Source organism: Citrobacter sp. LST-B2, from assembly GCF_057983045.1.
The window spans coordinates 1,806,209-1,831,703 of record NZ_CP192598.1; the positions used below are offsets into that span (position 1 = coordinate 1,806,209).

Below are 25,495 nucleotides of genomic sequence, written 5' to 3' on the forward strand. Positions count from 1 at the left end.
TTATGACGCTTGAACGAATCAGCGCCTTTATCACTTACTGCATCGCCGTGCTGCTGGCATGGCTGGGCGATCTGTCGCTCAAGGATGCGTCAACGGTTGGCGGCGTACTGATTGGTGTGCTGATGCTGGCGATCAACTGGTACTACAAACACCAGTCTTTCAAATTGTTACGTGGCGGCAAAATTTCGCGGGGGGAATATGAATCCTTCAATCGTTAAGCGCTGCCTTGTCGGGGCGGTGCTGGCTATCGCCGCCACGCTGCCCGGTTTCCAGTCGCTTCATACCTCCGTTGAGGGGCTGAAACTGATTGCCGATTACGAGGGGTGCCGCCTGCAGCCTTATCAGTGCAGCGCGGGCGTGTGGACTGACGGGATAGGCAACACGTCCGGTGTGGTGCCGGGAAAAACCATCACGGAACGGCAGGCGGCGCAGGGGTTAATTAACAATGTGTTGCTGACTGAAAAAAGGCTGGATGCCTGCCTGACAGTAAAGCCACCGCAACATGTTTACGATGCGCTGGTGAGTATTGGTTTCAATGTGGGGACCGGTGCGATCTGCAGGTCAACCATGGTGTCCTATATCAATCGTCAGCAATGGTGGCAGGCCTGCAACCAGTTACCGCGCTGGATTTACGTTAACGGTGTGAAAAATAAAGGTCTGGAGAACCGCCGTGCGCGTGAACAGGCCTGGTGCATTAAAGGGGCAGGCGTATGAAGCGTGCGCTGGCGGTAGTGCTGGCTCTGACGCTCGCGGCGCTGGCCTGGCAGTCGTGGCGACTTAACAATGCCACTCACACCATAGAGACGCAAGGCGCGGCGCTGAAAAGCAAAACGCAGGAACTGACGAAGAAAAACAGTCAGTTGATCGGTCTGTCCATACTGACCGAAACAAACAGCCGGGCGCAGACGCGGCTTTATGCGGCAGCGGAACAGACCACCGCACTGCTGCGCAGCCGCCAGCGCCGGATCGAGGAACTGAAACGTGAAAACGAGGATTTACGCCGCTGGGCTGACACTCTTTTGCCTGCTGACATTATCCGGCTGCGGGAGCGTCCGGCCCTCACAGGAGGTGCAGCTTACCGTGAGTGGCTGTCCAAGAGTGACGCAGTGCCGCCTGGAAAGGTCAGCGCCGCGCAGTAACGGCGATCTGAATGCGGTGCTGGATGAAACCGAGGCCGCCTGGGCGATCTGTGCTGACAAAGTGGACACGATTATTGCGTGTCAGGAGCGAGACAGTGAACAAACCGCAATCCTTACGCCGCGCCCTGAATAAAGCGGTTGCCTATGTCCGCGATAACCCGGACAAGCTGCACTTTTTCGTTGATAACGGCTCACTGGTGGCAACCGGTGTCAGCTCTATGTCATGGGAATACCGCTACACCCTGAACGTGGTGATCGAGGATTTCAGTAGTGACCAGAATCTGCTGATGGCTCCCGTGTTGCTATGGCTCAGAGAAAACCAGCCGGACGCCATCAACAACCCGGAGTTGCGCGAAAAACTGTTCACCTTTGAAGTGGATATTCTGCGCAACGATGTCTGTGATATCAGCCTGAACCTGCAACTGACGGAGCGCGTGCTGGTCAGCTCCGATGGCGGTATTTCAACGGTTGAGGCAGAGCCGGAACCTGACGAGCCAGAAGAAATGTGGACGGTGAGACGTGGATAATCTGCATAAAGTGGATGAGTGGCTGGCAGCGCTGCTGGCGAATCTGGAGCCTGCCGCACGCCAGCGTATGATGCGCGAACTGGCGCAGGCATTACGCCGGAGCCAGCAAAACACTATCCGGCTGCAGCGCAATCCTGACGGCAGCGGATACGAGCCGCGAAAAGTTTCTGCCCGGACTAAAAAGGGGCGCATTAAACGCCAGATGTTTGCGAAGCTGCGCACAACAAAATATCTGAAAACTGCAGCCAGTGCCGACTCTGCCAGCGTGCAGTTTGAGGACAAGGTGCAGCGCATTGCCCGTGTTCACCATTATGGTCTCCGTGATCGCGTCAGCCGAAAAGGTCCGGAGGTCCGCTACGCAGAGCGCCGCCTGCTGGGCGTAAATGATGAAGTGGAAACCATCACCCGTGACACCTTGCTGCGCTGGCTGGTTAGGCTTTAGTTCATGTTAGGTATTGATAACTTTTCTCTGCTTCTGATTTATTGAATAATGTGATTTTTGCGTTTATATATAAATCAATAAAGATGGCTGTGCCAAGCATGAAGAAAAATAGAAGAGATAAATAAGCTATAGGAATCACGACCATTATACCGAGTGAGTTTTTATTGGCTGCTTTTCCTAATTCATCTCGCCCTTTTGGATCTAGCATGTAACCGCAAATGAATTCAATGGTTTTTGGTTTTATTGATGTGATTGTATCTAATGCCTTTTTGTTAAGGCAGGTGTCAGGAGATATATTCCATTTTGGACTGTTTGGCTTGTTTCTCGCTTCATCCTGTCTAATCCAAAATGAATCACCTGTTTCTTTATATTTGAAATCGATCCACTGTATTGGTCCTTGAATAACAATATTCGTGAATTGATAAAAACCAACAGCGGATAGAGCTATAACTATAGAGCCAAATATGGTGAGAAAAATTTTATTATTCTTAGTATGCGGTTTGGTGTTTAGTTTGTACTTGCAAAAACTCAGCCTGATAACTGGTTTCGTGATGCCGATTTTGGACACCAAAAATTCTTCTTCTGGATGGGATTTATTTAGCCATGCCCAAAAAGAGGATACTCCACCCGCAAGCCATTTAAATATTAATCCACCTATAGCTGTGGCTAAGAATGCATTTATTTTATCAAACTCCATCCCGAGTTCCCTCACAGTTAACTGTCCGTGAGTATTTGTATCAAAGACCAGACAATGAAGCATTGTTTTTAAAAAATGACATCACATGCAATCTGACAACATGAACGCACAACTCACAGAAATCATGCGCCTTATCACCAACCTGATCCGCACCGGCACCGTGACCGAAGTGGACCGGGACAACTGGCTGTGCCGGGTGAAAACGGGCGACCTTGAAACCAACTGGATTAATTGGCTGACGCTGCGCGCAGGTGGTGCCCGTACATGGTGGTGCCCGTCGCCGGATGAGCAGGTGGTGGTCCTGAGCATGGGCGGCAATCTTGAAACCGCCTTTGTACTGCCCGCCATCTATTCCAGTCAGTTTGCGCCGCCGTCGGATTCCGTGGACGGCTGCGTGACGGAGTACCCGGACGGGGGATGGTTTGAGTATGAACCCGCCACCGGGCGGTGGTATGTCAGGGGTATCAAATCCATGGTGATCGAGGCGGTGGACAATATCACCCTCAAAACCGGTGAGTTTGTGGTGGAGGCCGACACCACGCGCATTAACAGCGAGGTGGTGATCAATGGTGGCGTTACACAGGGCGGTGGTGCGATGAGTTCCAACGGGATCGTGGTGGATGTCCATGAGCATACTGGTGTTGCGAAGGGAGGTGCAAATACCGGAGGTCCGGTATGACGCTGTACATAGGCATGAACCAGAAAGATGGACATAGCATTACAGACACTGACCATCTGCGCCAGTCAGTGCGGGATATTCTGCTGACACCGCAGGGCAGCCGGATTGCCCGCAGGGAATATGGTTCCCTGCTGTCCGCCCTGATTGACCAGCCGCAGAACCCGGCACTGCGCCTGCAGGTTATGTCTGCGGTCTATATGGCCCTGAGTCGCTGGGAGCCACGGCTTACGCTGGATTCCATCACCATCAGCAGCAATTTTGACGGCTCCATGGTGGTTGAGCTTACCGGGCAGCGCAATAACGGTGCGCCGGTTTCCCTTTCCGTATCGACAGGAGCAGACAATGGCAGTCATTGACCTTTCCCAACTGCCCGCGCCGCAGATAGTGGACGTGCCGGATTTTGAGACGTTGCTGGCTGAGCGCAAAGCCGCTTTTGTGGCTCTTTATCCGGCGGATGAGCAGGACGCGGTACGGCGCACGCTGGCGCTGGAATCTGAACCCGTCACCAAACTACTGCAGGAAAGCACCTACCGCGAAATCCTGCTGCGCCAGCGTATCAATGAGGCCGCGCAGGCGGTCATGGTGGCGTATGCCATCGGCGGCGATCTCGATCAGCTGGCAGCCAACTACAACGTGAAACGCCTGACGGTAACGCCTGCTGACAGCGACGCGGTGCCGCCGGTCACGGCAGTGATGGAAAGCGATGAGGCGCTGCGTCTGCGTGTTCCGGCTGCGTTTGAGGGATTGTCCGTTGCGGGGCCGACGGCGGCCTATGAGTTTCACGCCAGAAGCGCGGACGGGCGTGTGGCTGACGCCAGCGCAACCAGCCCGGCACCGGCGGAGGTGGTGCTTACCGTACTGAGTCGTGAGGGTGATGGTACAGCAGGGGCTGACCTGCTGGCGGTAGTTGAGCAGGCGCTTAACAGCGAGAACGTGCGTCCGGTAGCAGACCGCCTGACGGTGCGCAGCGCCGAAATTATCCCTTACAGCGTGGATGCGACGATCTATCTTTATCCGGGGCCAGAAGCTGAGCCGGTGATGGCAGAAGCAAAAGCCAGCCTGCAGAAGTATATCGCCAGTCAGACGCGGCTGGGCCGTGATATCCGTCGCAGCGCGATTTATGCCGCGTTGCATGTCGAGGGCGTCCAGCGTGTGGAGCTGGCGTCACCGCTGGCAGATGTTGTGCTGGATAAGACGCAGGCGGCGTCCTGTACGGAATGGAGCATCACCAACGGAGGCACGGATGAATAGCCTGCTGCCGCCAGGTTCATCGCCGCTTGAGCGCCGACTGGCGCAGACCTGCAGCGGAATTTCCGGACTTATGGTGCCGCTGCGCGACCTGTGGAATCCGGCAACGTGTCCGGTCAGGTTCCTGCCTTATCTGGCGTGGGCGTTTTCCGTTGACCGCTGGGACGAAAGCTGGACGGAGAGCGTCAAGCGCCGTGTGGTGCAGGATGCTTTCTATATCCATCAGCATAAGGGGACAACCAGCGCAGTGCGGCGCGTGGTGGAGCCGTTCGGCTTCCTGATCCGCATCATTGAGTGGTGGCAGACCGGCGAGACGCCGGGGACATTCCGCATGGACATTGGCGTACAGGACCAGGGCATCACGGAAGAAACCTATCTGGAACTTGAGCGGCTGATCGGTGATGCCAAACCGTGCAGCCGTCACCTGATCGGCATGTCCATCAACCTGCAGACCAGTGGGCCGTATTTTATGGGGGCCGCCACTTACACTGGCGAGGAAATCACGATCTACCCGTACATCAACGACACCATTATTTCCGGTGGCACCGCTTATGAGGGCGGGGCGGTCCATTTTATTGACACAATGAGAGTAAATCCATGAGCGCAAAATTTTACACCCTGCTGACGGATATCGGGGCGGCGAAACTGGCAAGCGCCGCCGCGCTCGGTGTTCCATTGAAAATTACCCAGATGGCAGTTGGCGACGGTGGTGGCGTATTACCCACGCCAAGCGCGCAGCAGACCGCGTTAGTTGCTGAAAAACGCCGCGCAGCGCTGAATTTGCTGTATATCGATCCGCAAAACAGTAGCCAGATTATTGCTGAGCAGGTGATCCCCGAAACGGAAGGCGGTTGGTGGATTCGTGAGGTGGGTCTGTTTGATGAGACTGGCGCTCTGATTGCCGTGGGAAACTGCCCGGAGAGCTACAAGCCGCAGCTCGCGGAGGGGAGCGGGCGCACGCAGACCGTGCGCATGGTACTGATTACCAGCAGTACCGATAACATCACTCTGAAAATTGACCCGGCAGTGGTGCTGGCAACCCGCAAGTATGTGGATGACAGGGTGCTGGAGCTAAAAGTGTATGTGGATGACCTGATGGCAAAGCATATCGCCGCTAACGATCCCCATGCGCAGTATGCGCCAAAAGCCAGTCCGACATTCACTGGTACGCCAAAAGCGCCGACGGCAGCGGCAGGTAATAATTCCACGCAACTTGCTAACACGGCTTTTGTGCAGGCGGCAATTGCTGCACTGGTGACATCTTCTCCAGCTGCACTCGATACCCTTAACGAACTGGCGGAGGCGTTGGGAAACGATCCTAATTTTGCCACCACCATGACAAATGCGCTTGCCGGAAAGATGGACAAGGCTGCCAATGGAAAAGACATTGCTGATGTTTCAGAGTTTCTCAAAAACCTTGGTTTGGGAGCAGGCGCTCCGCCGATAGGTATTCCGTTCTTCTGGCCCTCTGCTGCCATGCCAAATACAGTGATGCCGGAATGGTCAAACATGGTGTTTCTGAAACCCAATGGCGCATCGTTCTCCGCTACGGAATATCCCAAACTGGCTCGAATCTGGACTGGTTTGGTTATCCCGGATATGCGTGGCGATTTCCCGCGAATCTGGGACGATGGGCGCGGTGTTGATGGTGGACGTGCATTACTGTCAGCTCAGGGTGATGCTATCAGAAATATAACCGGCACTGTAAATGGGGTTATGACAAACGCAACAACTCAGGACATTGTTGATACGTTCGTTACTGGTGCATTCAAGGGGATCATTAGACCTAATGCAGTTGCAGTAACCAGTGCTGGATACCGATACGATGCCATATTTGATGCGTCAACCGTTGTTCCAACTGCTGGTGAAAACCGTTCACGCAACATTGCTTTAAACTTTCTTGTAAGGGCCAAATAATGAAACCTGTATTTGATGAAAATAGGCTGGCTACCACGCCTGGAGATGTTCGCTGTTTTTATTTTGATGCGGTGACGGGAGAATATACCGGTTGGTCGGATGAATATATTCATGTCGGTGTGAGCATGCCTGGAAATTCTACCGATATAGAACCAGGTGAAGACATTACAGAAAGGGTGTATCTGTTCAATGGTTCTGGCTGGCAACCTGAGGAAGATTATCGTGGCGTAACCGTTTATTGGATGGAAAATAAAGCCCCGTCAGTAGTGGACTACATCGGGCCGATCAAAGAGGGATTTGTTGCTACTGAGCCGTCGTCGATGTTCGATAAGTGGGACGGTAAGAAGTGGGTTAAAAATGCAGAGGCCGAACATACTGCACTGGTATCTGATGCTGACGCGCAAAAGCAGTATCTCATAACGCAGGCCAACGACTATATAAACCGTAAGCAGTGGCCCGGCAGAGCAGTCATGGGACGGCTCTGCGATACAGAGAAGGAGCAGTATTTTTTGTGGCTGGATTATCTCGATGCGCTGGAAGCCGTTGAAACCTCCCGTGCTCCAGATATTAACTGGCCTGTTCCCCCGGTGGTGTAGGTCATACGGGGTTTGCTGTATCAACACGTATCAGTAAGACCCGATATTTTTTCCGTGCCAGCTGCAATGATTTTTCTGCGTCGGTTGTTGATCTTCGATGTGGGTTTATCCACCTTGTACAAAAAATTCCCTGCCAGTCGGTAAGTTTAACAATGGTTTCATTGTGCCAGCACTGACACATTGCCGACTGCGTGCATGGAAGGCATATCACCCAGAACATAGGCAGACACCCTGTAAACCGGAGAGACTGCCTTATGGCTCAGGACTACCACCACGGCGTGCGCGTCGTTGAGGTTAACGACGGCACCCGCCCTATCAGAACAGTAAGCACGGCAGTTGTCGGTCTTGTTTGTACCGGCGACGATGCCGATCCCGTGACTTTTCCACTTAATAAGCCAGTCCTGCTGACCGATGTACTGACGGCCAGTGGTAAAGCGGGCGAGTCCGGTACGCTGGCTCGTTCACTGGATGCGATTGCAGACCAGGCTAAACCCGTAACCGTTGTCGTGCGTGTGGCGCAGGGCGAAACCGAAGCGGAAACCACCTCCAATATTATTGGAGGCGTGAGCGCTGACGGTAAAAAAACAGGTATGAAAGCGCTGCTTTCGGCGCAGGCGCAGCTCGAGGTCAAGCCGCGCATTCTCGGTGTGCCGGGACATGACACGCAGGCTGTTGCTACAGAACTGCTGAGTGTGGCACAGAGTCTGCGTGGGTTTGCATATCTGTCCGCCTACGGATGCAAAACGGTGGAAGAAGCCATTGTCTATCGTGACAATTTCAGCCAGCGCGAGGGGATGCTGATCTGGCCTGACTTCATCAATTTTGACACTGTGCTGAATGCAGATGCGACGGCTTACGCCTCCGCCCGCGCGCTTGGACTGCGCGCAAAAATTGACGAACAGACCGGCTGGCACAAAACCCTGTCCAACGTGGGCGTGAACGGCGTCACCGGCATTTCCGCAGATGTGTTCTGGGATCTGCAGGACCCTGCAACCGATGCAGGACTGCTGAACCAGAATGACGTCACCACGCTTATCCGCAAAGACGGCTTTCGTTTCTGGGGTTCCCGTTGCCTCAGTGACGATCCGCTGTTTGCTTTTGAAAACTACACCCGCACAGCGCAGGTGCTGGCTGACACCATCGCAGAGGGGCACATGTGGGCAGTGGATAAACCACTTAACCCGTCACTGGCTCGCGACATCATCGAAGGTATCCGCGCCAAACTGCGCAGCCTGGTGAATCAGGGGTATCTCATCGGGGCTGACTGCTGGCTGGATGAGTCCGTGAACGATAAAGACTCCCTGAAAGCTGGAAAACTCACCATCGACTACGACTACACGCCGGTGCCACCGCTTGAAAACCTGATGCTGCGCCAGCGCATCACCGATCGCTATCTGGTGGATTTCGCCAGCCGCGTTGCTGCATAAGGGGAAATCATGGCTTTACCACGTAAGTTAAAACACCTGAACCTGTTCAACGACGGGAACAACTGGCAGGGGATTGTTGAGTCTCTGACCCTGCCGAAATTCACCCGCAAGTTTGAGAAGTATCGCGGTGGTGGCATGCCGGGCGCGGTGGATGTGGACATGGGGCTGGATGACGGCGCACTGGACACGGAATTTTCAATCGGCGGCACTGAGCTGCTGTTATTCAAGCAGATGGGCACTGCCACGGTGGACGGTATCCAGTTGCGTTTCACCGGCTCCATTCAGCGTGACGATACCGGCGAAGTGCAGGCTGTTGAGCTGGTTGTGCGCGGGCGTCATAAAGAAGTGGATTCCGGCGAGTGGAAAACCGGCGAGAGCAGCTCCACCAAAGTCAGCAGCACCAACAGCTACGCGAAGCTGACCATTAACGGTGAGGTGCTCTATGAGGTCGATCTGGTCAACATGGTTGAAATCGTTGACGGCGTGGACCTGATGGAAGCACACCGCAACGCCCTCGGCCTCTGATTAACCTTAACGGCGCGGGCAGCCGCGCCAGTATTTCATTAACAGGAAACGAACATGAGCGACAAGCTGACTGAAAGGACCGTGCAACTGGATACCCCGATCAAGCGCGGTAAAACTGAAATCACCGAAATTGTGCTGCGCAAACCGCAGTCCGGCGCACTGCGCGGGACACGCCTGCAGGCAATCATGGATATGGATGTGGGCGCGATGATGACCGTCATCCCGCGTATTTCCACCCCGACACTGACCGCGCAGGAAATGGCAGAACTGGACCCCGCCGATCTCACCGCGTTGTCGGTAGAGGTGGTGACTTTTTTGTTGAAGAAGTCGGTGCTTGCCGGTTTACCGACAGCCTGACGGTTGATGATCTGGTGGCAGACATTGCCACCATCTTTCACTGGTCGCCGTCCATCACTGACGTTATGCCGCTGACTGATGTGCTGGAGTGGCGGCACAAAGCAATTCAGAGAAGCGGGGCCAGCGATGAGTGACAATAACCTGCGTCTGCAGGTGATTCTGAATGCGGTTGATAAAATCACCCGTCCATTCCGGGCCGCGCAGACCAGCTCAAAAGAGCTGGCTGCCGCTATCCAGCAAAGCCGTACCCGACTGAAAGAATTAGATACGCAGGCGGGTAAGATTGACGGTTTCCGCAAAGCCAGTACGCAACTGGCTGTCACGGGCAACAGCCTGAAAGCCGCACGTGAAGAAGCGGCAAAACTCGCCACGCAGTTTTCCGCCACTAACCGCCCGACGGCGGCACAGGCCAGACTGCTTGAGCAGGCAAAAAGCCGTGTCACTGAGCTGCAGAGTAAATATAACGGGCTTCGCCAGTCAGTACAGCGTCAGCGTCTGGCGCTGAATGAAGCCGGGCTGGATACAAAGAAACTCAGCAGTGCGCAGCGGGAACTGCGACAGAATGCCGATGAAACAAGACAGGCGCTGGACCGTCAGCAGAAATCCCTGAAACATCTGGGTGAACAGCAGGCCAGAATGAATGCTGCCCGTGATCACTATTCCAGAAGTCTGGAAGTTCGGGATCGCATTGCCGGGGCAGGAGCGAGCACTACCGCCGTCGGGGTGGCAATGGGTGCGCCTGTGGTGGCTGCTGTTAAGAGCTATTCAAGCATTGAAGATGCCATGAAAGGTGTGGCAAAGCAGATGAATGGCCTGCGTGATGATAACGGCAACCGTACCAGACATTATTATGACATGCAGGATGCCATTAAGGCTGCCAGCGAAGATTTGCCGATGGAAAACGGTGCCATTGATTATGCCGCGCTGGTTGAGGGCGGCGCACGCATGGGCGTGACCAACCAGGACGATCCTTACGAGGACCAGAAACGTGACCTGCTGGCCTTTGCATCCACAGCGGCAAAAGCCGCAACGGCATTTGAGCTGCCCGCCGATGAACTGGCGGAAGGGCTGGGGAAAATCGCGCAGCTGTATAAGGTGCCAACCCGCAATATTGAACAACTGGGTGATGCACTGAACTACCTGGACGATAACGCCATGTCAAAGGGCGGAGATATTATCGACGTGCTGCAGCGTATGGGCGGCGTGGCTGATCGCCTGGACTATCGCAAAGCGGCAGCGCTTGGTTCCACATTCCTTTCACTTGGTGCCGCACCGGAAATAGCTGCCAGTGCCTCTAATGCTATGGTGCGTGAACTGTCCATTGCGACCATGCAGAGTAAGCGCTTCTTTGAGGGCATGGATCTGCTGAAACTTAACCCGGCAGAGATTGAAAAGCAGATGACCACCGATGCCATGGGCACTATTCAGCGCGTTCTGGAGAAGGTCAACAATCTGCCGCAGGATAAACGCCTGTCAGCGATGACGATGATTTTTGGCAAAGAGTTTGGCGATGATGCAGCAAAACTGGCTAACAACCTGCCGGAGCTGCAGCGCCAGCTGAAACTCACATCCGGCAGTAACGCAAACGGCTCCATGCAGAAAGAATCGGACATCAACAAAGATTCATTGTCAGCTCAGTGGTTGCTGGTTAAGACGGGCGCGCAAAACGCTTTCAGTAGTCTGGGCGAAACGCTGCGTGAGCCTCTGATGGCGATCATGGGAACGGTAAAGCAGGTCACGGGAATATTACGCCGCTGGGTTGAGGAAAACCCGAAGCTGGCAGGTGGCTTGCTGAAAGTTGTTGCGGGCATTGCCTCTGTTGCAGCGGTGCTGGGGACAATGATGCTGGCAGTGTCGGCGGTGCTTGGCCCTCTTGCATTGATGCGCCTGCAGTTCTCTGTCCTGGGTATCAAAGGAGGAAGCGCCTTTGGTCTGATCAGCAAGGCCATCGGCAGTGTCGGTAAGGGGATTATGTGGCTGGGCCGCCTGATGTTTGCAAACCCCATACTGGCTGTGATTGGCCTGATTGCGATGGGGGCAGTTTATATCTGGCAGAACTGGGACGCGCTGGGACCGAAGTTCAAAGCTATGTGGGATGCAGTTTGCGCTGCCACAACTGCTGCGTGGGAATGGATTAAACAGGCTGTCAGCAATGCCTGGGAAGGTATTAAATTTCTGTTCTTCAACTACACCCTGCCAGGGTTGATTGCCAAAAACTGGGACGCCATCAGGGCCGGAGTGTCTGAAGCATGGGCCAGTATCAGACAGGCCATCAGTGATAAATGGGCTGCCATTCTGGCAGACGTTGCCGCGCTCCCGGCAAAATTTCAGGACATGGGCAGCGCTATCATTGACGGTATTCTGAACGGGATTAATGCCAGATGGGAGGCGCTTAAAAGCAAACTGTCATCTGTCACTGAATACCTGCCAGACTGGATGACCGGAAATAATGCGTCGGGTAAAACGCAGGTGCAGGTAGTGGGTGGCGCTGCGTCAGTTCCTTTTTCGGGGATGTATGACAGTGGCGGCACCATCCCGCGCGGTCAGTTTGGCATCGTTGGGGAGAATGGGCCGGAAATTGTAAACGGCCCGGCAAATATAACCAGCCGGCGGCGCACTGCTGCACTGGCGTCCATGGTTGCCGGAGTTATGGGTGTGGCGGCAGTACCTGCAGAAGCGGCACCGCTTCATCCGTTCAGCCTTCCAGCCCGTGCATATCAGACGCAGTCTGTTAAGACCGACAGCCAGCCATCTGTTATCCGTTATGAAATCAACGCACCCATTCATATCGTTGCCCAGCCGGGACAGAGTGCACAGGATATTGCCCGCGAAGTGGCGCGGCAGCTCGACGAGCGTGAACGCAAGGCCAGAGCAAAAGCGCGCAGTAATTTCAGCGATCAAGGGGGATATGATTCATGATGATGGTGCTGGGGCTGTATGTATTTATGTTGCGCACCGTGCCGTATCAGGAGCTGCAGTATCAGCGCAGCTGGCGACACGCTGCGAACAATCGGGTGAACCGTCGTCCGTCAACGCAGTTCCTTGGGCCGGATAATGACTCGCTCACGCTATCTGGCGTACTGCTGCCGGAAGTCACCGGCGGCAGGCTGTCATTGCTGGCGCTGGAGTTGATGGCGGAGCAGGGCAAAGCCTGGCCTCTGATTGAAGGAAGTGGAACCATTTACGGTATGTTTGTGATTGAAAGTCTGAGCCAGACCAAAACGGAGTTTTTTGCAAGCGGCATGCCCAGACGCATTGAGTTTACGATTACCCTCAAACGGGTTGATGAGTCGCTGTCTGACTTGTTCGGGAGCCTGAGTGACCAGCTCAGCAACCTGCAGGATTCTGCAGCCTCTGCAATTGGGGGAATCAAAAACACAGTTGGAGGGTTGCTGCAGTGAACTTTAATTCTGAACTCCTGAACCTTAACAGCAAAAGCCCGGCTTTCAGTATTACCATTGAAGGTAAGGACGTGACAACCGCGCTGGATGCGCGCCTGATGAGTCTGACGCTGACCGATAACCGGGGTTTTGAAGCGGACCAGCTTGATCTGGAGCTGGACGACGCCGACGGGCAGATCGTTCTGCCGCGACGTGGTGCCGTTATTCAGCTGGCGCTGGGATGGAAGGGCCAGCCGCTTTTCCCTAAAGGGGCTTTTACCGTAGATGAAATTGAACACAGCGGTGCACCTGACCGGCTGACCATCCGGGCGCGTAGCGCAGATTTCCGTGAAACCCTCAATACACGGCGCGAAAAATCATGGCATCAGACAACGGTGGGGGAGGTGATAAAAGAAATCGCCGCCCGGCATAACCTCAAAATGGCGCTGGGTAAAGACCTGACGGATAAGACGCTGGAGCATCTGGACCAGACCAATGAAAGCGATGCCAGTTTCCTGATGAGGCTGGCACGCCAGTATGGGGCGATTGCTTCCGTGAAGGATGGAAATCTGTTGTTTATCCGGCAGGGGCAGGGAAGGACGGCGAGCGGTAAGCCGCTGCCGGTAATCACCATTGAGCGTAAGGCCGGTGACGGTCATCGTTTTACCCTGGCCGATCGTGGCGCGTATACGGGCGTTATTGCCAGTTGGCTGCATACCCGTGAACCAAAGAAGAAAGAAACAACGCAGGTAAAGCGACGTCGCAAGAAAACCACCACACCCAAAGAGCCGGAAGCAAAACAGGGTGATTATCTGGTGGGAACGGATGAAAACGTGCTGGTTCTTAATCGTACCTACGCCAACCGGAGCAATGCTGAGCGTGCGGCAAAAATGCAATGGGAACGCCTGCAGCGTGGTGTTGCGTCATTTTCTCTGCAGCTCGCTGAGGGGCGGGCCGATCTCTATACAGAAATGCCGGTGAAGGTGACGGGGTTTAAGCAGCCGATTGATGAGGCTGAGTGGACCATCACCACACTGACGCATAACGTCAGCCCGGATAGTGGGTTTACGACCAGTCTGGAGCTTGAGGTGAAAATAAATGAGTTCGAAATTGAATGATTAGTTCCAAATTGAGAACAATGATGTATCATTATTGCGAACTGGTTAATAATGAGGGCTGATTATTATGATGAATTGTCCTATGTGCGGGCAGGCCGCGCATACACGTAGTAGCTTTCAGGTTTCCAGTGAAACCAAAGAGCGATACAACCAGTGCACTAACATAGAATGTGGGCATACCTTCGTAACGCATGAAACGTTTGTCCGTTCAGTGTGCCGTCCACAAAAAATCAGCGCTGCACCACCTCATCCGAAAGGGATGCAGGAACAATTAGCTTACTGATATTGCCCCGCCGCTGGCGTAATAGGGTTCTCAGTACTGAACTGGATTACGTAGCGGCGGATTTCATATGTGGCTTATTCCGCCGGGACAGCTTGCTTCACCATTTCTGCAACTACACTCCTGCTAAATCCTGTTTCATCTGCAATTTCCATTAATTTGGCTTCTGCCATGGCTTTGCTGCGCATTGCTGAAAGGATAGGTTTAAAGGCGTGGTTGTTTCCCTGAAGGTTTAAGGGCAGCGAAATGCTGGAAATTAACGTTTCTTCCAGCACCCAGGGTTCTTCATCTGCTACCCAATACACCCTGGCATTCTTTTCCATCCACTGGTCCAGCCATTGCTCGCCAGGGTGGGTAAATGTCGTTCTCTTTCCCGAGCCAACCCGACGGAGCGGGAAATTGCTTTCCGTCGCCAGTAAAACCCCGAGCGTGCGCCTGAGTGTTGAGCCTTCGGCGTTTCCGCTATAGTGGGTTTTGATGCGCTGTCGAAGATTGGCACGGCTATTCGGTTTGCCTTTTTTATCAGGTGAAATACCGACATAGAGCAGTGTGTATCCATTCTGACTTATGCAACCCTCAGTTGGCACGCCAGAGGGGATCTCTTTGAACCACCAGAAATAAATCCCATTCACAGCAGGAACAGGTGTGGGGCGACTCATGACATCTGTTCTGCTGAATGTTTTGTCAGGATAAAAATTAAACACTCATATTCTCCGCGCTGATTCATCCTGATATTTTATGGGATCATCAACTGGGAATGCTTGATTTACTTAGGGGGAATGATGAGTTTGAGAGTCACGACACAGAAGGTGGATACCTGGAAGAAACGCATTCAACGGGATGGGTTGAAAGGTTCGACTTACTTTTGCCACAAGGGTGGGACTGTATGGGTTACTGCATCAAGTGATCATCAGGCTATCTGTCAGAAAATTTTAGGGAAGGATTCAGGAACAAGTTCTTTGTCGAGTTATTTGTGCTGGGACGATGTCGGCGCGGTTGCTTTGGTTGAGTTGTTGTACGCGATTGAAACGGCATAAAGCAAAGACTTATGCCCGCTCGGTAAAAGCGCTGCCGCCATTTTGTCGCCATCAGGCTCAAAGGTGGTTTGTAACTTACTGATTAGAAAGGCCCCGAAATTCAGGCAACAAAAAACCCATCAACCTTGAACCAAAACGGCGGGGTTGATGGGCTCCACAAATTGGGGACATCAAAGAAAAGCAGTGGCACTAGTTATGACTGACACCTTGAGGAAAAGTTCTACATATCTGCAAAAAATTTTCACTTAAGGGACAACTTCAGTTTTATCCTAAGCCTGGCCAGATGATGATGATGAGTGTCCCCGCCAGTGTCAGTAGCACGTTGGCTATCGCGTAGGTGCCTGCGTAACCGAGTGCCGGGATATTGCTACGCGCGGTATCGCTGATAATTTCCATCGCCGGTGCGCAGGTACGCGCCCCCATCATGGCGCCAAAAAGAAGCGCCCGGTTCATGCGCAAGACATAGGCGCCGAACAGGAAGCAAATGATCACCGGCACCAGGCTGACGATCAGACCAGCAATCAGCATTTGACCGCCAATTGCCCCTAACCCCTGACCGATGCCACTGCCTGCGCTTAAGCCAACGCCCGCCATAAAGACCATCAGGCCGAACTCTTTCACCATATTCAGCGCTCCCTGCGGGATGTAGCCAAATGTGGGATGGTTAGCACGCAGGAAGCCCAGCATGATCCCGGCGAACAGCAATCCAGCGGCGTTACCGATGCCGAAACTGAAGTTGCTGAACTGGAAGGTGATCATGCCGATCATCAGACCAATAATGAAGAACGCACAGAAGGCCAGCAGATCGGTGACCTGGCTGTGAATCGAGATAAAGCCAATACGATCCGCGATTGTTTTCACCCGGCGCGCGTCGCCGCTGACCTGCAATACGTCGCCTTTGTTGAGCACCACGTTGTCATCAATTGGCATTTCAATCTGCGAACGAATCACGCGGTTCAGGAAGCAGCCGTGATCGGTGAGCTTCAGTTGCGCAAGACGGCGTCCCACGGCATTGTGGTTTTTCACCACGATCTCTTCCGTGACGATCCGCATGTCGAGCAGGTCGCGGTCAAACACCTCTTTGCCGTTACGAAAGCTGGGGTCGAGGCGGGCATGAGCATCCGGATAGCCGACCAGCGCGATTTCATCACCCATCTGCAGCACGGCGTCACCGTCCGGGTTTGCCAGAATACCGTTACGACGGATGCGTTCAATGTAGCAGCCAGTTGCGCGGTAAATGCCGAGCTCCCGCAGGTTCTTTCCGTCCGTCCAGGCGACCAGTTCCGGGCCGACGCGATAAGCACGAATGACCGGCAGGTACACCTTCCGGTTCGTGTCGGTGTCCAGACCGCGTTCACGGGCGATTTGCTGGGCGCTGGTTTGCAGATCCTGATGCTGTAATTTTGGCAGATAGCGTGCGCCGACGATCAGGCTGACCAGACCGATCAGGTAGGTCAGTGCGTAGCCCAGGCTCAGGTTATCCAGCGCCCGGGAAAGCTGTGCGCTCTCCATTCCAAAATGGCGCAGCGTATCGCCAGCACCGACCAGAACCGGGGTAGACGTCATTGAACCAGCCAGCATACCGGCCGTCAGGCCGATGTCCCAGCCAAATAGCTTACCCAGCCCCAGGGCGATCAGCAGCGCGCTGCCGACCATCACCAGAGCCAGCATCAGGTAATTCTTCCCGTCCCGAAAAAAAATGGAAAAAAAGTTAGGACCCGCTTCAACGCCGACACAAAAAATAAACAGCATAAAGCCCAGATTCAGTGCGTCAGTGTTAATACTGAAATGCTGTTGCCCTAATAAGAGAGAGACGACTAAAACGCCAATGGAATTACCCAGTTGGATGGAACCCAGACGCAATTTACCGAGACACAGGCCGAGAGCCAGTACAACGAATAATAACAGGATGTAATTCCCATTTAACAAATCGGCGACGTTTATATTCACGGAGACTAACTTCTTGTTTACGAGTAAGCTGTTGAAAGAAATGGTAATTTAGGCTACTGTTTTGCCATCAAATAAGGGCGATTGTGACATATTCACAGCCCGAATATAAGCGGCACAACAATATAATCTGGCTAGTTTAATCTCATTACGTATCAACGGCTATAAGAATCGTGTTGGCGTATTTTGGCACGGAATGCTGAACGGCTTTATCTGACTGGACGCCTTTGGCGAAAAGTGTGTTCGATAGAGACAGTGTCAGGAGAAAAGATTGAAATATAAGCATGGTTGGGTAGGAGCGGTCTGCTGCTTTGTGCTCTTTATGGTTGTCTGTCTTTTTCTGACGATGAACATGAAAGGGGCATTTCGGGCGGCCGGGCATCCTGAAATTGGGCTACTGTTTTTTACGCTGCCAGGCGCGGTCGCCAGTTTTTGCTCTCATCGCCGGGAGGTGATCAAACCGCTCCTTGGCGCGATGCTTGCGGCACCTTGTTGTTTGCTGCTCACGCGTCTTTTCTTTACGCCCACTCGCTCGCTGTGGCAGGAGATGGCGTGGTTATTCAGCGCCGTATTCTGGTGCGCTTTGGGAGCCTTATGCTTCCTGTTCATTAGCAGTTTGTTCAGACCGCGACAGCGTAAAAACCAATAACGCCCTCCGAAGAGGGCGTTATGACATCACTCACAGTACTCAGGCGAACAGGTTCAAATTCTCTTTCGCCCAGGCTTCAAAATCGGTGCAACCGCCGATGTGTTTCTGATCAACAAAAATCTGCGGCACGGTTTCAACCGGTTTGCCGACGGTTTTTTCCAGGTCCGCTTTGGTGATGCCTTCCGCGTGGATGTCGATGTAGCGATAGTTGAAATCATCGCGCTCGTTGCTCAGTTTATCTGCCAGTTCTTTTGCGCGTACACAGTAAGGGCAACCCGGGCGACCAAAAATAACAGTAAACATTGTAGTCTCTCTCCTCGAACTCAAAGCCTGACGGCGAATGGCTGCTATGATGACGCTAATCGTCAGTCTTGAACAGTAGGTTGCACCTTTTACTTCGATACATTTAGTCTATATCTGTTAAACACATTCACGCTGAACGCCTTACACTATGTCTCACAAAAGGGGGCTTCCTGTGCGTATGACCGGCGCGTTACCAAAAAGTGTATTGATTCTGGAAATGGTGGGTATGGTGCTCCTGGCGCTGGCTTTGCTGTTGCTGAACCACTACCTGACGCTTCCCGCCCCGTTTAACAGCTCGTTAGCGGTCATTATCATGCTTTTTTTGGGCGTGCTGTTGATGATCCCCGCCGCACTGGCATTCGTCTGGCAAGTCGCGCAGCGGCTGGCGCCCCAACTGATGAAGCCCTCATCCGATTCATCCCGTTCTGACAGAGAAAAAGAGAATGACTCCAACCATTAACCTTCTGCGTCATCACCGCTCGATTCGCCATTATACCGATCAACCGATTACGCCTGAACAGCGAGAGGCGATTCTGGCCGCCGCTCAGGCGACTTCCAGCTCCAGCTTTTTGCAGTGTACGTCCATTATTCGTATTACGGATCCGGTGCTACGTGACGCACTGGTACCCTTAACCGGCGGTCAACAGCACGTTGCGCAGGCCGCTGAGTTTTGGGTCTTCTGCGCCGACTTCAACCGTCATTTGCAGATTTGCCCTGAAGCGCAATTAGGCCTTGCAGAGCAGTTGTTGCTGGGCGTCGTTGATACGGCGATGATGGCGCAAAACGCGCTGACGGCGGCGGAATCGCTGGGTCTGGGTGGTGTCTATATCGGCGGATTGCGCAATAATATCGAATCTGTCACCGAGTTGCTGGCGCTGCCAAAACACGTACTGCCGCTGTTTGGGCTGTGCCTGGGCTGGCCTGCTGATAACCCGGAGCTGAAGCCGCGCCTGCCCGCAGCGATAGTGATGCACGAAAATCGTTATCAGCCGCTCGACAAGGACGTGCTGGCTGATTATGACGAACAGCTCGCGCAGTATTATCTCAGCCGTGGCAGCAATACCCGCCGTGACACCTGGAGCGATCATATTCGCCGCACGCTGATTAAGGAAAATCGTCCCTTTATCCTGGAATATTTGCATAAACAGGGTTGGGCCACGCGCTAAAAATTCTGCCGCTGTGTATGATACGCGGGATAGAGATCGAGTGATGCAGAGAGGTGCAGGGTGAAAATTGCCATATTGTCCCGGGATGGAACGCTCTACTCGTGTAAGCGCCTGCGTGAAGCGGCGATGACGCGTGGTCATCTGGTTGAAATACTCGACCCGCTTTCCTGCTATATGAACATCAATCCGGCGGCGTCCTCAATTCATTATAAAGGACGCAAGTTGCCTCATTTTGATGCCGTCATTCCGCGTATTGGTTCGGCGATTACCTTTTATGGTACGGCGGTGCTACGCCAGTTTGAGATGCTGGGCAGCTATCCGTTGAATGAATCTGTAGCGATTACCCGCGCCCGCGATAAGCTGCGTTCGTTGCAGTTGCTGGCGCGTCAGGGTATCGATCTCCCGATTACCGGCATTGCGCACTCGCCGGATGACACCAGCGATCTGATCGATATGGTTGGTGGCGCGCCGTTGGTGGTGAAACTGGTGGAGGGAACGCAAGGAATTGGCGTGGTACTGGCAGAAACCCGTCAGGCTGCCGAGAGCGTCGTGGATGCGTTCCGGGGGCTTAACGCCCACATTCTGGTTCAGGAATATATTAAAGAGGCCAAAGGCCGCGATATTCGCTGTCTGGTGGTGGGGGATGAGGTGGTTGCTGCCATCGAACGACGGGCGAAGGACGGCGATTTTCGTTCTAATCTCCATCGCGGCGGCGTCGCCTGCATTGCCAACATTACTCCCCGTGAGCGCAAAATTGCGATAAAAGCCGCGCAGACGATGGGGCTTGATGTCGCTGGTGTTGATATTTTACGCGCCGAGCGCGGCCCGCTGGTGATGGAAGTGAATGCTTCTCCGGGTCTGGAAGGGATCGAAAAAACCACCGGTATCGATATCGCCGGGCGGATGATTCAGTGGATCGAACGCCACGCGACGGCTGAATTTTGTCTCAAAACGGGTGGCTAGTCTTTAATATCGCCGATGATCGTGGCATGACGAACACTTTTTGCGTAAGCTGTGCCGGTATTTTTTTATCGTAAGAGGTAGCACATTATTATGACAGAATTGGTCGTTCCCACTCTGGATACGTTGCGGCAATGGCTCGACGACCTGGGCATGAGTTTTTTTGAATGTGATACCTGTCAGGCACTGCATTTACCACACATGCAAAATTTTGACGGCATCTACGATGCGAAATTAGATCTCGTCGATAATACGCTGCTGTTTTCCGCGATGGCTGAAGTGAGGCCTTCTGCGTTACTGCCGCTGGCCGCGGATCTGTCTGCCATCAATGCCAGTTCCCTCACCGTGAAGGCGTTTCTGGATATGCAGGATGATAATCTGCCAAAGCTGGTGGTTTGCCAGTCTTTATCCGTTATGCAAGGGGTAACTTACGCGCAGTTCGAGTGGTTCGTGCGCCAGAGCGAAGAGCAGATATCCATGGTCATTCTTGAAGCGGGCGCGCACCAGATGCTGTTTACCGCCGAAGAAGACGCGCAAAAAAGCAGCGTTGAGAACCATTTTCTTCACTGATTTTAACGTGAAGTATGGCGCGTATAGCGCAGTCGCTGCCAGAGCGGCTGCGGTTTACGTTCTTTTATTCTGCATTTAACCTTTCTTTAAAGAATTATTCACCTCCTTTCCCGCTATTTCGCTTTATCACATAGACATAAATTGCATAAAAAATTGATAAAAGGCGTTTTTTAATCTGGGCTATAGCCTGAAACCCTGGCTAAAGTTATTCTTGCGAAGCTTAATTACAGCGAGCAATAACGGTCGGGGGAGCGTCCACTCTTCCTGGTTTTTGCCGAGTGACAAACTATGCACGTTTCTTGCATAGCATTGAGTGCAACTTTTTTGGTTCGTTTGTTAACGAACTTTGATAAGGAAAGAGATTATGACCGCCTTAAATAAAAAATGGCTATCGGGTCTGGTTGCGGGTGCTCTGATGGCCGTCTCTGCCGGCACGCTCGCTGCAGAACAAAAAACACTCCATATCTATAACTGGTCTGATTATATTGCGCCAGATACGGTCGCTAATTTTGAAAAAGAGACCGGCATCAAAGTGGTCTATGACGTTTTTGACTCCAACGAAGTGCTGGAAGGCAAACTGATGGCAGGTAGCACCGGTTTTGATCTGGTAGTGCCTTCCGCGAGCTTTCTTGAACGTCAGTTGACGGCAGGCGTTTTCCAGCCGCTGGATAAGAGCAAACTGCCGGGCTGGAAAAACCTCGATCCGGAATTGCTGAAACTGGTCGCCAAACACGACCCGGACAATAAATTCGCGATGCCGTATATGTGGGCGACCACCGGTATTGGCTACAACGTCGATAAAGTGAAAGCGGTGCTCGGCGCTGATGCCCCGCTTAATAGCTGGGATCTGGTGCTGAAGCCGGAAAATCTTGAAAAACTCAAGAGCTGTGGCGTCTCTTTCCTCGATGCGCCGGAAGAGGTGTTTGCCACCGTGCTGAACTATCTGGGTAAAGATCCGAACAGCACCAAAGCAGACGACTATACCGGACCGGCTACCGATCTGCTGCTCAAGCTGCGGCCGAATATCCGTTACTTCCACTCTTCGCAGTACATCAACGACCTGGCTAACGGCGATACCTGTGTGGCGATTGGCTGGGCAGGAGATGTCTGGCAGGCCGCCAACCGGGCGAAAGAGGCGAAGAATGGCGTCAATATCTCCTTCTCGATTCCGAAGGAAGGGGCAATGGCCTTCTTTGATGTCTTCGCGATGCCAGCAGATGCCAAAAATAAAGACGAGGCCTATCAGTTCCTCAACTACCTGTTGCGCCCGGATGTGATTGCGCATATCTCTGACCACGTGTTCTACGCGAATGCCAACAAAGAGGCGACGGCGTTGGTGAGTGCAGAAGTGCGTGATAATCCAGGTATTTATCCGCCAGCAGACGTGCGCGCGAAGATGTTCACCCTGAAAGTTCAGGATCCGAAGATTGACCGCGTCCGTACGCGTGCCTGGACCAAGGTGAAAAGCGGTAAATAACCTTTTACCGTAGGCCGGGCAAGCGAAGCGCTCCCGGCAACTGGCGCACCGTTCTGGTGCGCCTGCACCATGATTGTTTCTGCCGGAGAGCACCCCGTGAATGATGCCACCCCACGCCCGCAGGCGAAAACCCGTAAAGCGCTGACGCCGCTCCTCGAAATCCGCAACCTGACCAAATCCTTCGATGGTCAGCACGCTGTCGATGACGTAAGTCTGACCATTTATAAAGGCGAAATCTTTGCCCTGCTGGGCGCATCAGGCTGTGGAAAATCCACGCTGTTGCGCATGCTGGCGGGGTTTGAACAACCTACTACCGGACAAATCATGCTGGATGGCGTCGACCTGTCCCAGGTGCCGCCGTATTTACGGCCCATCAATATGATGTTTCAGTCCTATGCGCTGTTTCCCCATATGACGGTGGAACAGAATATCGCCTTTGGCCTGAAGCAGGACAAACTGCCGAAAGCAGAAATTGCCAGCCGGGTCGACGAGATGTTAGGTCTGGTGCATATGCAGGAGTTCGCTAAACGCAAACCGCATCAGCTTTCCGGCGGTCAGCGTCAGCGTGTGGCGCTGGCGAGAAGCCTGGCAAAACGGCCTAAACTTCTGCTGCTCGACGAACCGATGGGCGCACTGGATAAAAAGCTGCGTGACCGTATGCAGCTCGAAGTGGTCGATATCCTTGAGCGCGTCGGCGTAACCTGCGTGATGGTGACGCACGATCAGGAAGAGGCGATGACCATGGCCGGGCGTATCGCCATTATGAACCGTGGCAAGTTTGTGCAAATCGGTGAGCCGGAAGAAATTTACGAGCACCCGACCACGCGCTACAGCGCAGAGTTTATCGGCTCGGTCAATGTCTTTGAGGGCGTAATTAAAGAGCGCCAGGAAGACGGTCTGGTGCTCTATTCTCCTGGGCTGGTGCATCCGTTGAAGGTCGATCCGGATGCGTCGGTGGTGGATAACGTGCCGGTGCACGTGGCGCTGCGTCCGGAAAAAATCATGCTCTGCGAAGAGCCGCCTGCCGACGGTTTTAACTTCGCCGTCGGTGAAGTGGTGCACATTGCCTATCTTGGCGATCTCTCCATCTATCACGTTCGCCTGAAAAGCGGACAGATGATCAGCGCCCAGTTGCAAAACGCTCACCGTTATCGCAAAGGTCTGCCGACCTGGGGCGATGAGGTGCGTCTGTGCTGGGATGCGGACAGTTGTGTGGTGTTGACGGTTTAAGGAGCGAAGATGAGTACACTTGAACCTCCGGCACGCGTAGAAAAACCAGGCGGCTTTACGTTCTGGCTGGCGCGCGTGCAGATGAAACACGGGCGCAAACTGGTGATAGCGTTGCCTTACGTCTGGCTGATCCTGCTGTTTCTGCTGCCTTTTCTGATCGTCTTTAAAATCAGTCTGGCGGAGATGGCGCGAGCGATCCCGCCGTATACGGAGCTGATGGAGTGGGCCGACGGGCAACTGTCGATCACCCTTAATCTCGGTAACTTCCTGCAGTTGACGGACGATCCGCTCTACTTTGATGCTTATCTGCAGTCACTACAGGTGGCGGGGATCTCGACGCTCTGCTGTCTGCTGCTGGGGTATCCATTGGCGTGGGCGGTGGCGCATAGCAAGCCGTCAACGCGTAATATTCTGCTGCTGTTGGTGATCCTGCCGTCGTGGACCTCGTTTTTGATCCGCGTATATGCCTGGATGGGGATACTGAAAAATAATGGCGTGTTGAATAACTTTCTGCTGTGGCTGGGCGTAATTGACCAGCCGCTGACCATTCTGCACACCAATCTGGCGGTGTATATCGGTATTGTGTACGCCTATTTGCCGTTCATGGTGCTGCCGATTTATACCGCACTGACGCGGATTGATTACTCGCTGGTGGAAGCGTCGCTGGATCTGGGGGCGCGTCCGTTGAAAACGTTCTTTAGTGTGATCGTCCCGCTGACCAAAGGTGGCATTATTGCCGGTTCTATGCTGGTGTTCATTCCGGCGGTGGGCGAGTTTGTGATCCCGGAACTGCTCGGCGGGCCAGACAGCATCATGATTGGTCGCGTGCTGTGGCAGGAATTCTTTAACAACCGCGACTGGCCGGTGGCGTCTGCGGTCGCGATTGTCATGTTGCTGCTGCTGATCGTCCCGATTATGTGGTTTCACAAACATCAGCAAAAAAGCGGAGGGGCCCACGGATGAACAACTTACCGGTAATTCGTTCGCCCTGGCGGATTGTGATTCTGGTGCTCGGGTTTACTTTCCTGTATGCGCCGATGCTGATGCTGGTCATCTACTCGTTTAACAGTTCCAAACTGGTCACGGTGTGGGCGGGATGGTCAACGCGCTGGTACGGCGAACTGTTCCGCGATAGCGCAATGATGAGCGCAGTGGGGTTGAGTCTGACCATCGCCGCCTGCGCGGCGACCATGGCGGCGATACTCGGCACAATTGCTGCGGTGGTGATGGTGCGTTTTGGTCGCTTTCGCGGGTCGAACGGCTTTGCCTTTATGATCACCGCGCCGCTGGTGATGCCGGATGTGATCACCGGGCTCTCTTTGTTGCTGCTGTTTGTCGCACTGGGGCACGCTATTGGCTGGCCGTCAGATCGTGGCATGCTGACTATCTGGCTGGCACACGTCACGTTCTGTACGGCGTATGTGGCGGTGGTGATCTCCTCGCGCCTGCGTGAACTGGATCGCTCCATTGAGGAAGCGGCGATGGATCTGGGGGCGACGCCGCTGAAGGTGTTCTTTGTGATTACGCTGCCGATGATTATGCCAGCGGTGGTCTCCGGCTGGCTGCTGGCGTTTACCCTGTCGCTGGACGATCTGGTCATTGCCAGTTTTGTCTCCGGACCGGGCGCGACCACGTTACCGATGCTGGTCTTCTCCAGCGTGCGGATGGGCGTTAACCCGGAAATTAACGCCCTGGCGACGCTGATACTCGGGGTGGTGGGAATTGTTGGTTTTATCGCCTGGTATTTGATGGCTCGCACGGAAAAACAGCGGATCCGCGATATCCAACGTGCAAGACGTGACTGAAGACACTAAAATCTGCCAA

33 protein-coding genes are annotated in these 25,495 nt (G+C 53.7%); 29 read left to right on the top strand and 4 right to left on the bottom strand.

The genetic code is table 11. From position 1 onward, the window contains the following. The first annotated feature begins 2 nt into the window (after positions 1 to 2). Genes ACQ0PY_RS08540 through ACQ0PY_RS08565 form a run of 6 tightly spaced genes read left to right on the top strand, consistent with a single transcriptional unit; the run spans position 3 to position 2,108 of the window. Positions 3 to 218: an HP1 family phage holin gene (locus ACQ0PY_RS08540; RefSeq protein ID WP_000171565.1), complete on the top strand. Its 216-nt coding sequence runs from the start codon at positions 3 to 5 to the stop codon at positions 216 to 218. Beyond that, entirely contained in the window at positions 199 to 714 is a 516-nt protein-coding gene (locus tag ACQ0PY_RS08545; protein WP_109740069.1) for a lysozyme, read from the top strand. The genes ACQ0PY_RS08540 and ACQ0PY_RS08545 overlap by 20 nt, the downstream gene beginning before the upstream one ends. After that, the gene (lysB, locus tag ACQ0PY_RS08550) at positions 711 to 1,139 is read left to right on the top strand and encodes an Rz-like lysis system protein LysB (protein WP_109740070.1); all 429 of its coding nucleotides are present in this window, start codon (positions 711 to 713) and stop codon (positions 1,137 to 1,139) included. The genes ACQ0PY_RS08545 and lysB overlap by 4 nt, the downstream gene beginning before the upstream one ends. Then, on the top strand, positions 1,024 to 1,272 hold the full coding sequence (gene lysC, locus ACQ0PY_RS08555; protein WP_224788329.1) for an Rz1-like lysis system protein LysC: 249 nt from the start codon (positions 1,024 to 1,026) through the stop codon (positions 1,270 to 1,272). Before lysB ends, lysC begins: the two co-directional genes overlap by 116 nt. Further along, on the top strand, positions 1,235 to 1,666 hold the full coding sequence (locus tag ACQ0PY_RS08560) for a phage tail protein (protein ID WP_109740072.1): 432 nt from the start codon (positions 1,235 to 1,237) through the stop codon (positions 1,664 to 1,666). Before lysC ends, ACQ0PY_RS08560 begins: the two co-directional genes overlap by 38 nt. Continuing rightward, positions 1,659 to 2,108 (top strand): phage virion morphogenesis protein, encoded by a 450-nt coding sequence (locus ACQ0PY_RS08565; RefSeq protein ID WP_109740073.1) that lies wholly within the window; start codon positions 1,659 to 1,661, stop codon positions 2,106 to 2,108. The genes ACQ0PY_RS08560 and ACQ0PY_RS08565 overlap by 8 nt, the downstream gene beginning before the upstream one ends. Before the next feature lies 1 nt (position 2,109). Here the strand turns inward: ACQ0PY_RS08565 and ACQ0PY_RS08570 are convergent, their stop codons facing one another. Continuing rightward, positions 2,110 to 2,805, bottom strand: a complete 696-nt coding sequence (locus ACQ0PY_RS08570) for a DUF6216 family protein (RefSeq protein WP_094464785.1) — start codon at positions 2,803 to 2,805, stop codon at positions 2,110 to 2,112. Positions 2,806 to 2,905: 100 nt separating this feature from the next. Between ACQ0PY_RS08570 and ACQ0PY_RS08575 the strand changes: the two genes are divergently transcribed. The 14 genes from ACQ0PY_RS08575 (at position 2,906) to ACQ0PY_RS08640 (ending at position 14,335) form a co-directional block, all read left to right on the top strand. Beyond that, the gene (locus ACQ0PY_RS08575) at positions 2,906 to 3,484 is read left to right on the top strand and encodes a phage baseplate assembly protein V (protein ID WP_109740620.1); all 579 of its coding nucleotides are present in this window, start codon (positions 2,906 to 2,908) and stop codon (positions 3,482 to 3,484) included. Beyond that, positions 3,481 to 3,840 carry a GPW/gp25 family protein gene (locus tag ACQ0PY_RS08580; protein ID WP_069907132.1) on the top strand — a complete coding sequence of 120 codons (360 nt, stop codon included), beginning with the start codon at positions 3,481 to 3,483 and terminating at the stop codon, positions 3,838 to 3,840. The genes ACQ0PY_RS08575 and ACQ0PY_RS08580 overlap by 4 nt, the downstream gene beginning before the upstream one ends. Continuing rightward, positions 3,827 to 4,735 carry a baseplate assembly protein gene (locus ACQ0PY_RS08585; RefSeq protein WP_069907131.1) on the top strand — a complete coding sequence of 303 codons (909 nt, stop codon included), beginning with the start codon at positions 3,827 to 3,829 and terminating at the stop codon, positions 4,733 to 4,735. Before ACQ0PY_RS08580 ends, ACQ0PY_RS08585 begins: the two co-directional genes overlap by 14 nt. Continuing rightward, entirely contained in the window at positions 4,728 to 5,333 is a 606-nt protein-coding gene (locus tag ACQ0PY_RS08590; RefSeq protein ID WP_069907130.1) for a phage tail protein I, read from the top strand. Before ACQ0PY_RS08585 ends, ACQ0PY_RS08590 begins: the two co-directional genes overlap by 8 nt. Continuing rightward, positions 5,330 to 6,649, top strand: a complete 1,320-nt coding sequence (locus ACQ0PY_RS08595; RefSeq protein ID WP_109740074.1) for a phage tail protein — start codon at positions 5,330 to 5,332, stop codon at positions 6,647 to 6,649. The genes ACQ0PY_RS08590 and ACQ0PY_RS08595 overlap by 4 nt, the downstream gene beginning before the upstream one ends. After that, positions 6,649 to 7,245, top strand: coding sequence for a tail fiber assembly protein (locus ACQ0PY_RS08600; protein ID WP_109740075.1), 597 nt, complete (start codon positions 6,649 to 6,651; stop codon positions 7,243 to 7,245). The genes ACQ0PY_RS08595 and ACQ0PY_RS08600 overlap by 1 nt, the downstream gene beginning before the upstream one ends. Before the next feature lie 254 nt (positions 7,246 to 7,499). Continuing rightward, a complete protein-coding gene (locus tag ACQ0PY_RS08605; RefSeq protein WP_109740077.1) occupies positions 7,500 to 8,672 on the top strand; it encodes a phage tail sheath protein in 1,173 nt (390 codons plus the stop codon). A gap of 9 nt (positions 8,673 to 8,681) precedes the next feature. Further along, positions 8,682 to 9,197: a phage major tail tube protein gene (locus ACQ0PY_RS08610; protein WP_094464801.1), complete on the top strand. Its 516-nt coding sequence runs from the start codon at positions 8,682 to 8,684 to the stop codon at positions 9,195 to 9,197. Positions 9,198 to 9,251: 54 nt separating this feature from the next. Further along, the gene (locus ACQ0PY_RS08615) at positions 9,252 to 9,554 is read left to right on the top strand and encodes a phage tail assembly protein (protein ID WP_060773291.1); all 303 of its coding nucleotides are present in this window, start codon (positions 9,252 to 9,254) and stop codon (positions 9,552 to 9,554) included. A 14-nt stretch (positions 9,555 to 9,568) separates the two neighbouring features. Next, on the top strand, positions 9,569 to 9,688 hold the full coding sequence (locus ACQ0PY_RS08620; RefSeq protein WP_000763315.1) for a GpE family phage tail protein: 120 nt from the start codon (positions 9,569 to 9,571) through the stop codon (positions 9,686 to 9,688). Next, positions 9,681 to 12,473, top strand: a complete 2,793-nt coding sequence (locus ACQ0PY_RS08625; RefSeq protein WP_109740078.1) for a phage tail tape measure protein — start codon at positions 9,681 to 9,683, stop codon at positions 12,471 to 12,473. Before ACQ0PY_RS08620 ends, ACQ0PY_RS08625 begins: the two co-directional genes overlap by 8 nt. Next, positions 12,470 to 12,955 carry a phage tail protein gene (locus tag ACQ0PY_RS08630; protein ID WP_063886510.1) on the top strand — a complete coding sequence of 162 codons (486 nt, stop codon included), beginning with the start codon at positions 12,470 to 12,472 and terminating at the stop codon, positions 12,953 to 12,955. Before ACQ0PY_RS08625 ends, ACQ0PY_RS08630 begins: the two co-directional genes overlap by 4 nt. Further along, the gene (locus ACQ0PY_RS08635) at positions 12,952 to 14,052 is read left to right on the top strand and encodes a phage late control D family protein (protein ID WP_109740079.1); all 1,101 of its coding nucleotides are present in this window, start codon (positions 12,952 to 12,954) and stop codon (positions 14,050 to 14,052) included. The genes ACQ0PY_RS08630 and ACQ0PY_RS08635 overlap by 4 nt, the downstream gene beginning before the upstream one ends. A 67-nt stretch (positions 14,053 to 14,119) precedes the next feature. Then, the gene (locus tag ACQ0PY_RS08640; protein WP_012016760.1) at positions 14,120 to 14,335 is read left to right on the top strand and encodes an ogr/Delta-like zinc finger family protein; all 216 of its coding nucleotides are present in this window, start codon (positions 14,120 to 14,122) and stop codon (positions 14,333 to 14,335) included. Between the two features lie 74 nt (positions 14,336 to 14,409). On the opposite strand, the gene ACQ0PY_RS08645 is transcribed toward ACQ0PY_RS08640, so the two are convergent. Then, positions 14,410 to 15,036 carry a GIY-YIG nuclease family protein gene (locus ACQ0PY_RS08645; protein ID WP_224788328.1) on the bottom strand — a complete coding sequence of 209 codons (627 nt, stop codon included), beginning with the start codon at positions 15,034 to 15,036 and terminating at the stop codon, positions 14,410 to 14,412. 597 nt (positions 15,037 to 15,633) lie between these two features. Beyond that, entirely contained in the window at positions 15,634 to 17,319 is a 1,686-nt protein-coding gene (locus tag ACQ0PY_RS08650; RefSeq protein WP_043001240.1) for an aspartate:alanine antiporter, read from the bottom strand. Between the two features lie 268 nt (positions 17,320 to 17,587). Here ACQ0PY_RS08650 and ACQ0PY_RS08655 point away from each other — a divergent pair, with 268 nt between their 5' ends. After that, entirely contained in the window at positions 17,588 to 17,965 is a 378-nt protein-coding gene (locus ACQ0PY_RS08655; RefSeq protein WP_099433408.1) for an inner membrane protein YbjM, read from the top strand. Positions 17,966 to 18,004: 39 nt separating this feature from the next. On the opposite strand, the gene ACQ0PY_RS08660 is transcribed toward ACQ0PY_RS08655, so the two are convergent. Beyond that, on the bottom strand, positions 18,005 to 18,268 hold the full coding sequence (locus ACQ0PY_RS08660; RefSeq protein ID WP_109740080.1) for a GrxA family glutaredoxin: 264 nt from the start codon (positions 18,266 to 18,268) through the stop codon (positions 18,005 to 18,007). A gap of 172 nt (positions 18,269 to 18,440) precedes the next feature. Here ACQ0PY_RS08660 and ACQ0PY_RS08665 point away from each other — a divergent pair, with 172 nt between their 5' ends. The 8 genes from ACQ0PY_RS08665 (at position 18,441) to potI (ending at position 25,476) form a co-directional block, all read left to right on the top strand. Beyond that, a complete protein-coding gene (locus tag ACQ0PY_RS08665) occupies positions 18,441 to 18,728 on the top strand; it encodes a DUF1418 family protein (RefSeq protein ID WP_043001238.1) in 288 nt (95 codons plus the stop codon). Further along, positions 18,712 to 19,434, top strand: coding sequence for an oxygen-insensitive NADPH nitroreductase (gene nfsA, locus ACQ0PY_RS08670; protein WP_104446264.1), 723 nt, complete (start codon positions 18,712 to 18,714; stop codon positions 19,432 to 19,434). The genes ACQ0PY_RS08665 and nfsA overlap by 17 nt, the downstream gene beginning before the upstream one ends. A gap of 60 nt (positions 19,435 to 19,494) precedes the next feature. Further along, positions 19,495 to 20,397, top strand: a complete 903-nt coding sequence (gene rimK / locus ACQ0PY_RS08675) for a 30S ribosomal protein S6--L-glutamate ligase (protein ID WP_044256380.1) — start codon at positions 19,495 to 19,497, stop codon at positions 20,395 to 20,397. A gap of 90 nt (positions 20,398 to 20,487) precedes the next feature. Beyond that, positions 20,488 to 20,964 carry a type III secretion system chaperone family protein gene (locus ACQ0PY_RS08680; protein WP_043001235.1) on the top strand — a complete coding sequence of 159 codons (477 nt, stop codon included), beginning with the start codon at positions 20,488 to 20,490 and terminating at the stop codon, positions 20,962 to 20,964. Between the two features lie 364 nt (positions 20,965 to 21,328). Next, positions 21,329 to 22,441 (top strand): spermidine/putrescine ABC transporter substrate-binding protein PotF, encoded by a 1,113-nt coding sequence (potF, locus tag ACQ0PY_RS08685; protein ID WP_043001234.1) that lies wholly within the window; start codon positions 21,329 to 21,331, stop codon positions 22,439 to 22,441. A gap of 96 nt (positions 22,442 to 22,537) precedes the next feature. Next, complete coding sequence (gene potG, locus ACQ0PY_RS08690; RefSeq protein ID WP_044264253.1) at positions 22,538 to 23,671, top strand: putrescine ABC transporter ATP-binding subunit PotG; 1,134 nt, start codon at positions 22,538 to 22,540, stop codon at positions 23,669 to 23,671. A gap of 9 nt (positions 23,672 to 23,680) precedes the next feature. Then, positions 23,681 to 24,634 carry a putrescine ABC transporter permease PotH gene (potH, locus tag ACQ0PY_RS08695; RefSeq protein ID WP_043001233.1) on the top strand — a complete coding sequence of 318 codons (954 nt, stop codon included), beginning with the start codon at positions 23,681 to 23,683 and terminating at the stop codon, positions 24,632 to 24,634. Continuing rightward, positions 24,631 to 25,476 carry a putrescine ABC transporter permease PotI gene (potI, locus tag ACQ0PY_RS08700; RefSeq protein ID WP_042320333.1) on the top strand — a complete coding sequence of 282 codons (846 nt, stop codon included), beginning with the start codon at positions 24,631 to 24,633 and terminating at the stop codon, positions 25,474 to 25,476. The genes potH and potI overlap by 4 nt, the downstream gene beginning before the upstream one ends. Positions 25,477 to 25,495 lie beyond the last annotated feature (19 nt).

Coding starts and splice junctions, on each gene's coding strand:
- ACQ0PY_RS08540 (WP_000171565.1), top strand. CDS start 3: ATGACGCTTGAACGAATCAGCGCCTTTATCACTTACTGCATCGCCGTG.
- ACQ0PY_RS08545 (WP_109740069.1), top strand. CDS start 199: ATGAATCCTTCAATCGTTAAGCGCTGCCTTGTCGGGGCGGTGCTGGCT.
- lysB (WP_109740070.1), top strand. CDS start 711: ATGAAGCGTGCGCTGGCGGTAGTGCTGGCTCTGACGCTCGCGGCGCTG.
- ACQ0PY_RS08570 (WP_094464785.1), bottom strand. CDS start 2,805: ATGGAGTTTGATAAAATAAATGCATTCTTAGCCACAGCTATAGGTGGA.
- ACQ0PY_RS08575 (WP_109740620.1), top strand. CDS start 2,906: ATGAACGCACAACTCACAGAAATCATGCGCCTTATCACCAACCTGATC.
- ACQ0PY_RS08580 (WP_069907132.1), top strand. CDS start 3,481: ATGACGCTGTACATAGGCATGAACCAGAAAGATGGACATAGCATTACA.
- ACQ0PY_RS08585 (WP_069907131.1), top strand. CDS start 3,827: ATGGCAGTCATTGACCTTTCCCAACTGCCCGCGCCGCAGATAGTGGAC.
- ACQ0PY_RS08590 (WP_069907130.1), top strand. CDS start 4,728: ATGAATAGCCTGCTGCCGCCAGGTTCATCGCCGCTTGAGCGCCGACTG.
- ACQ0PY_RS08595 (WP_109740074.1), top strand. CDS start 5,330: ATGAGCGCAAAATTTTACACCCTGCTGACGGATATCGGGGCGGCGAAA.
- ACQ0PY_RS08600 (WP_109740075.1), top strand. CDS start 6,649: ATGAAACCTGTATTTGATGAAAATAGGCTGGCTACCACGCCTGGAGAT.
- ACQ0PY_RS08605 (WP_109740077.1), top strand. CDS start 7,500: ATGGCTCAGGACTACCACCACGGCGTGCGCGTCGTTGAGGTTAACGAC.
- ACQ0PY_RS08610 (WP_094464801.1), top strand. CDS start 8,682: ATGGCTTTACCACGTAAGTTAAAACACCTGAACCTGTTCAACGACGGG.
- ACQ0PY_RS08615 (WP_060773291.1), top strand. CDS start 9,252: ATGAGCGACAAGCTGACTGAAAGGACCGTGCAACTGGATACCCCGATC.
- ACQ0PY_RS08625 (WP_109740078.1), top strand. CDS start 9,681: ATGAGTGACAATAACCTGCGTCTGCAGGTGATTCTGAATGCGGTTGAT.
- ACQ0PY_RS08630 (WP_063886510.1), top strand. CDS start 12,470: ATGATGATGGTGCTGGGGCTGTATGTATTTATGTTGCGCACCGTGCCG.
- ACQ0PY_RS08640 (WP_012016760.1), top strand. CDS start 14,120: ATGATGAATTGTCCTATGTGCGGGCAGGCCGCGCATACACGTAGTAGC.
- ACQ0PY_RS08660 (WP_109740080.1), bottom strand. CDS start 18,268: ATGTTTACTGTTATTTTTGGTCGCCCGGGTTGCCCTTACTGTGTACGC.
- nfsA (WP_104446264.1), top strand. CDS start 18,712: ATGACTCCAACCATTAACCTTCTGCGTCATCACCGCTCGATTCGCCAT.
- ACQ0PY_RS08680 (WP_043001235.1), top strand. CDS start 20,488: ATGACAGAATTGGTCGTTCCCACTCTGGATACGTTGCGGCAATGGCTC.
- potF (WP_043001234.1), top strand. CDS start 21,329: ATGACCGCCTTAAATAAAAAATGGCTATCGGGTCTGGTTGCGGGTGCT.
- potH (WP_043001233.1), top strand. CDS start 23,681: ATGAGTACACTTGAACCTCCGGCACGCGTAGAAAAACCAGGCGGCTTT.
- potI (WP_042320333.1), top strand. CDS start 24,631: ATGAACAACTTACCGGTAATTCGTTCGCCCTGGCGGATTGTGATTCTG.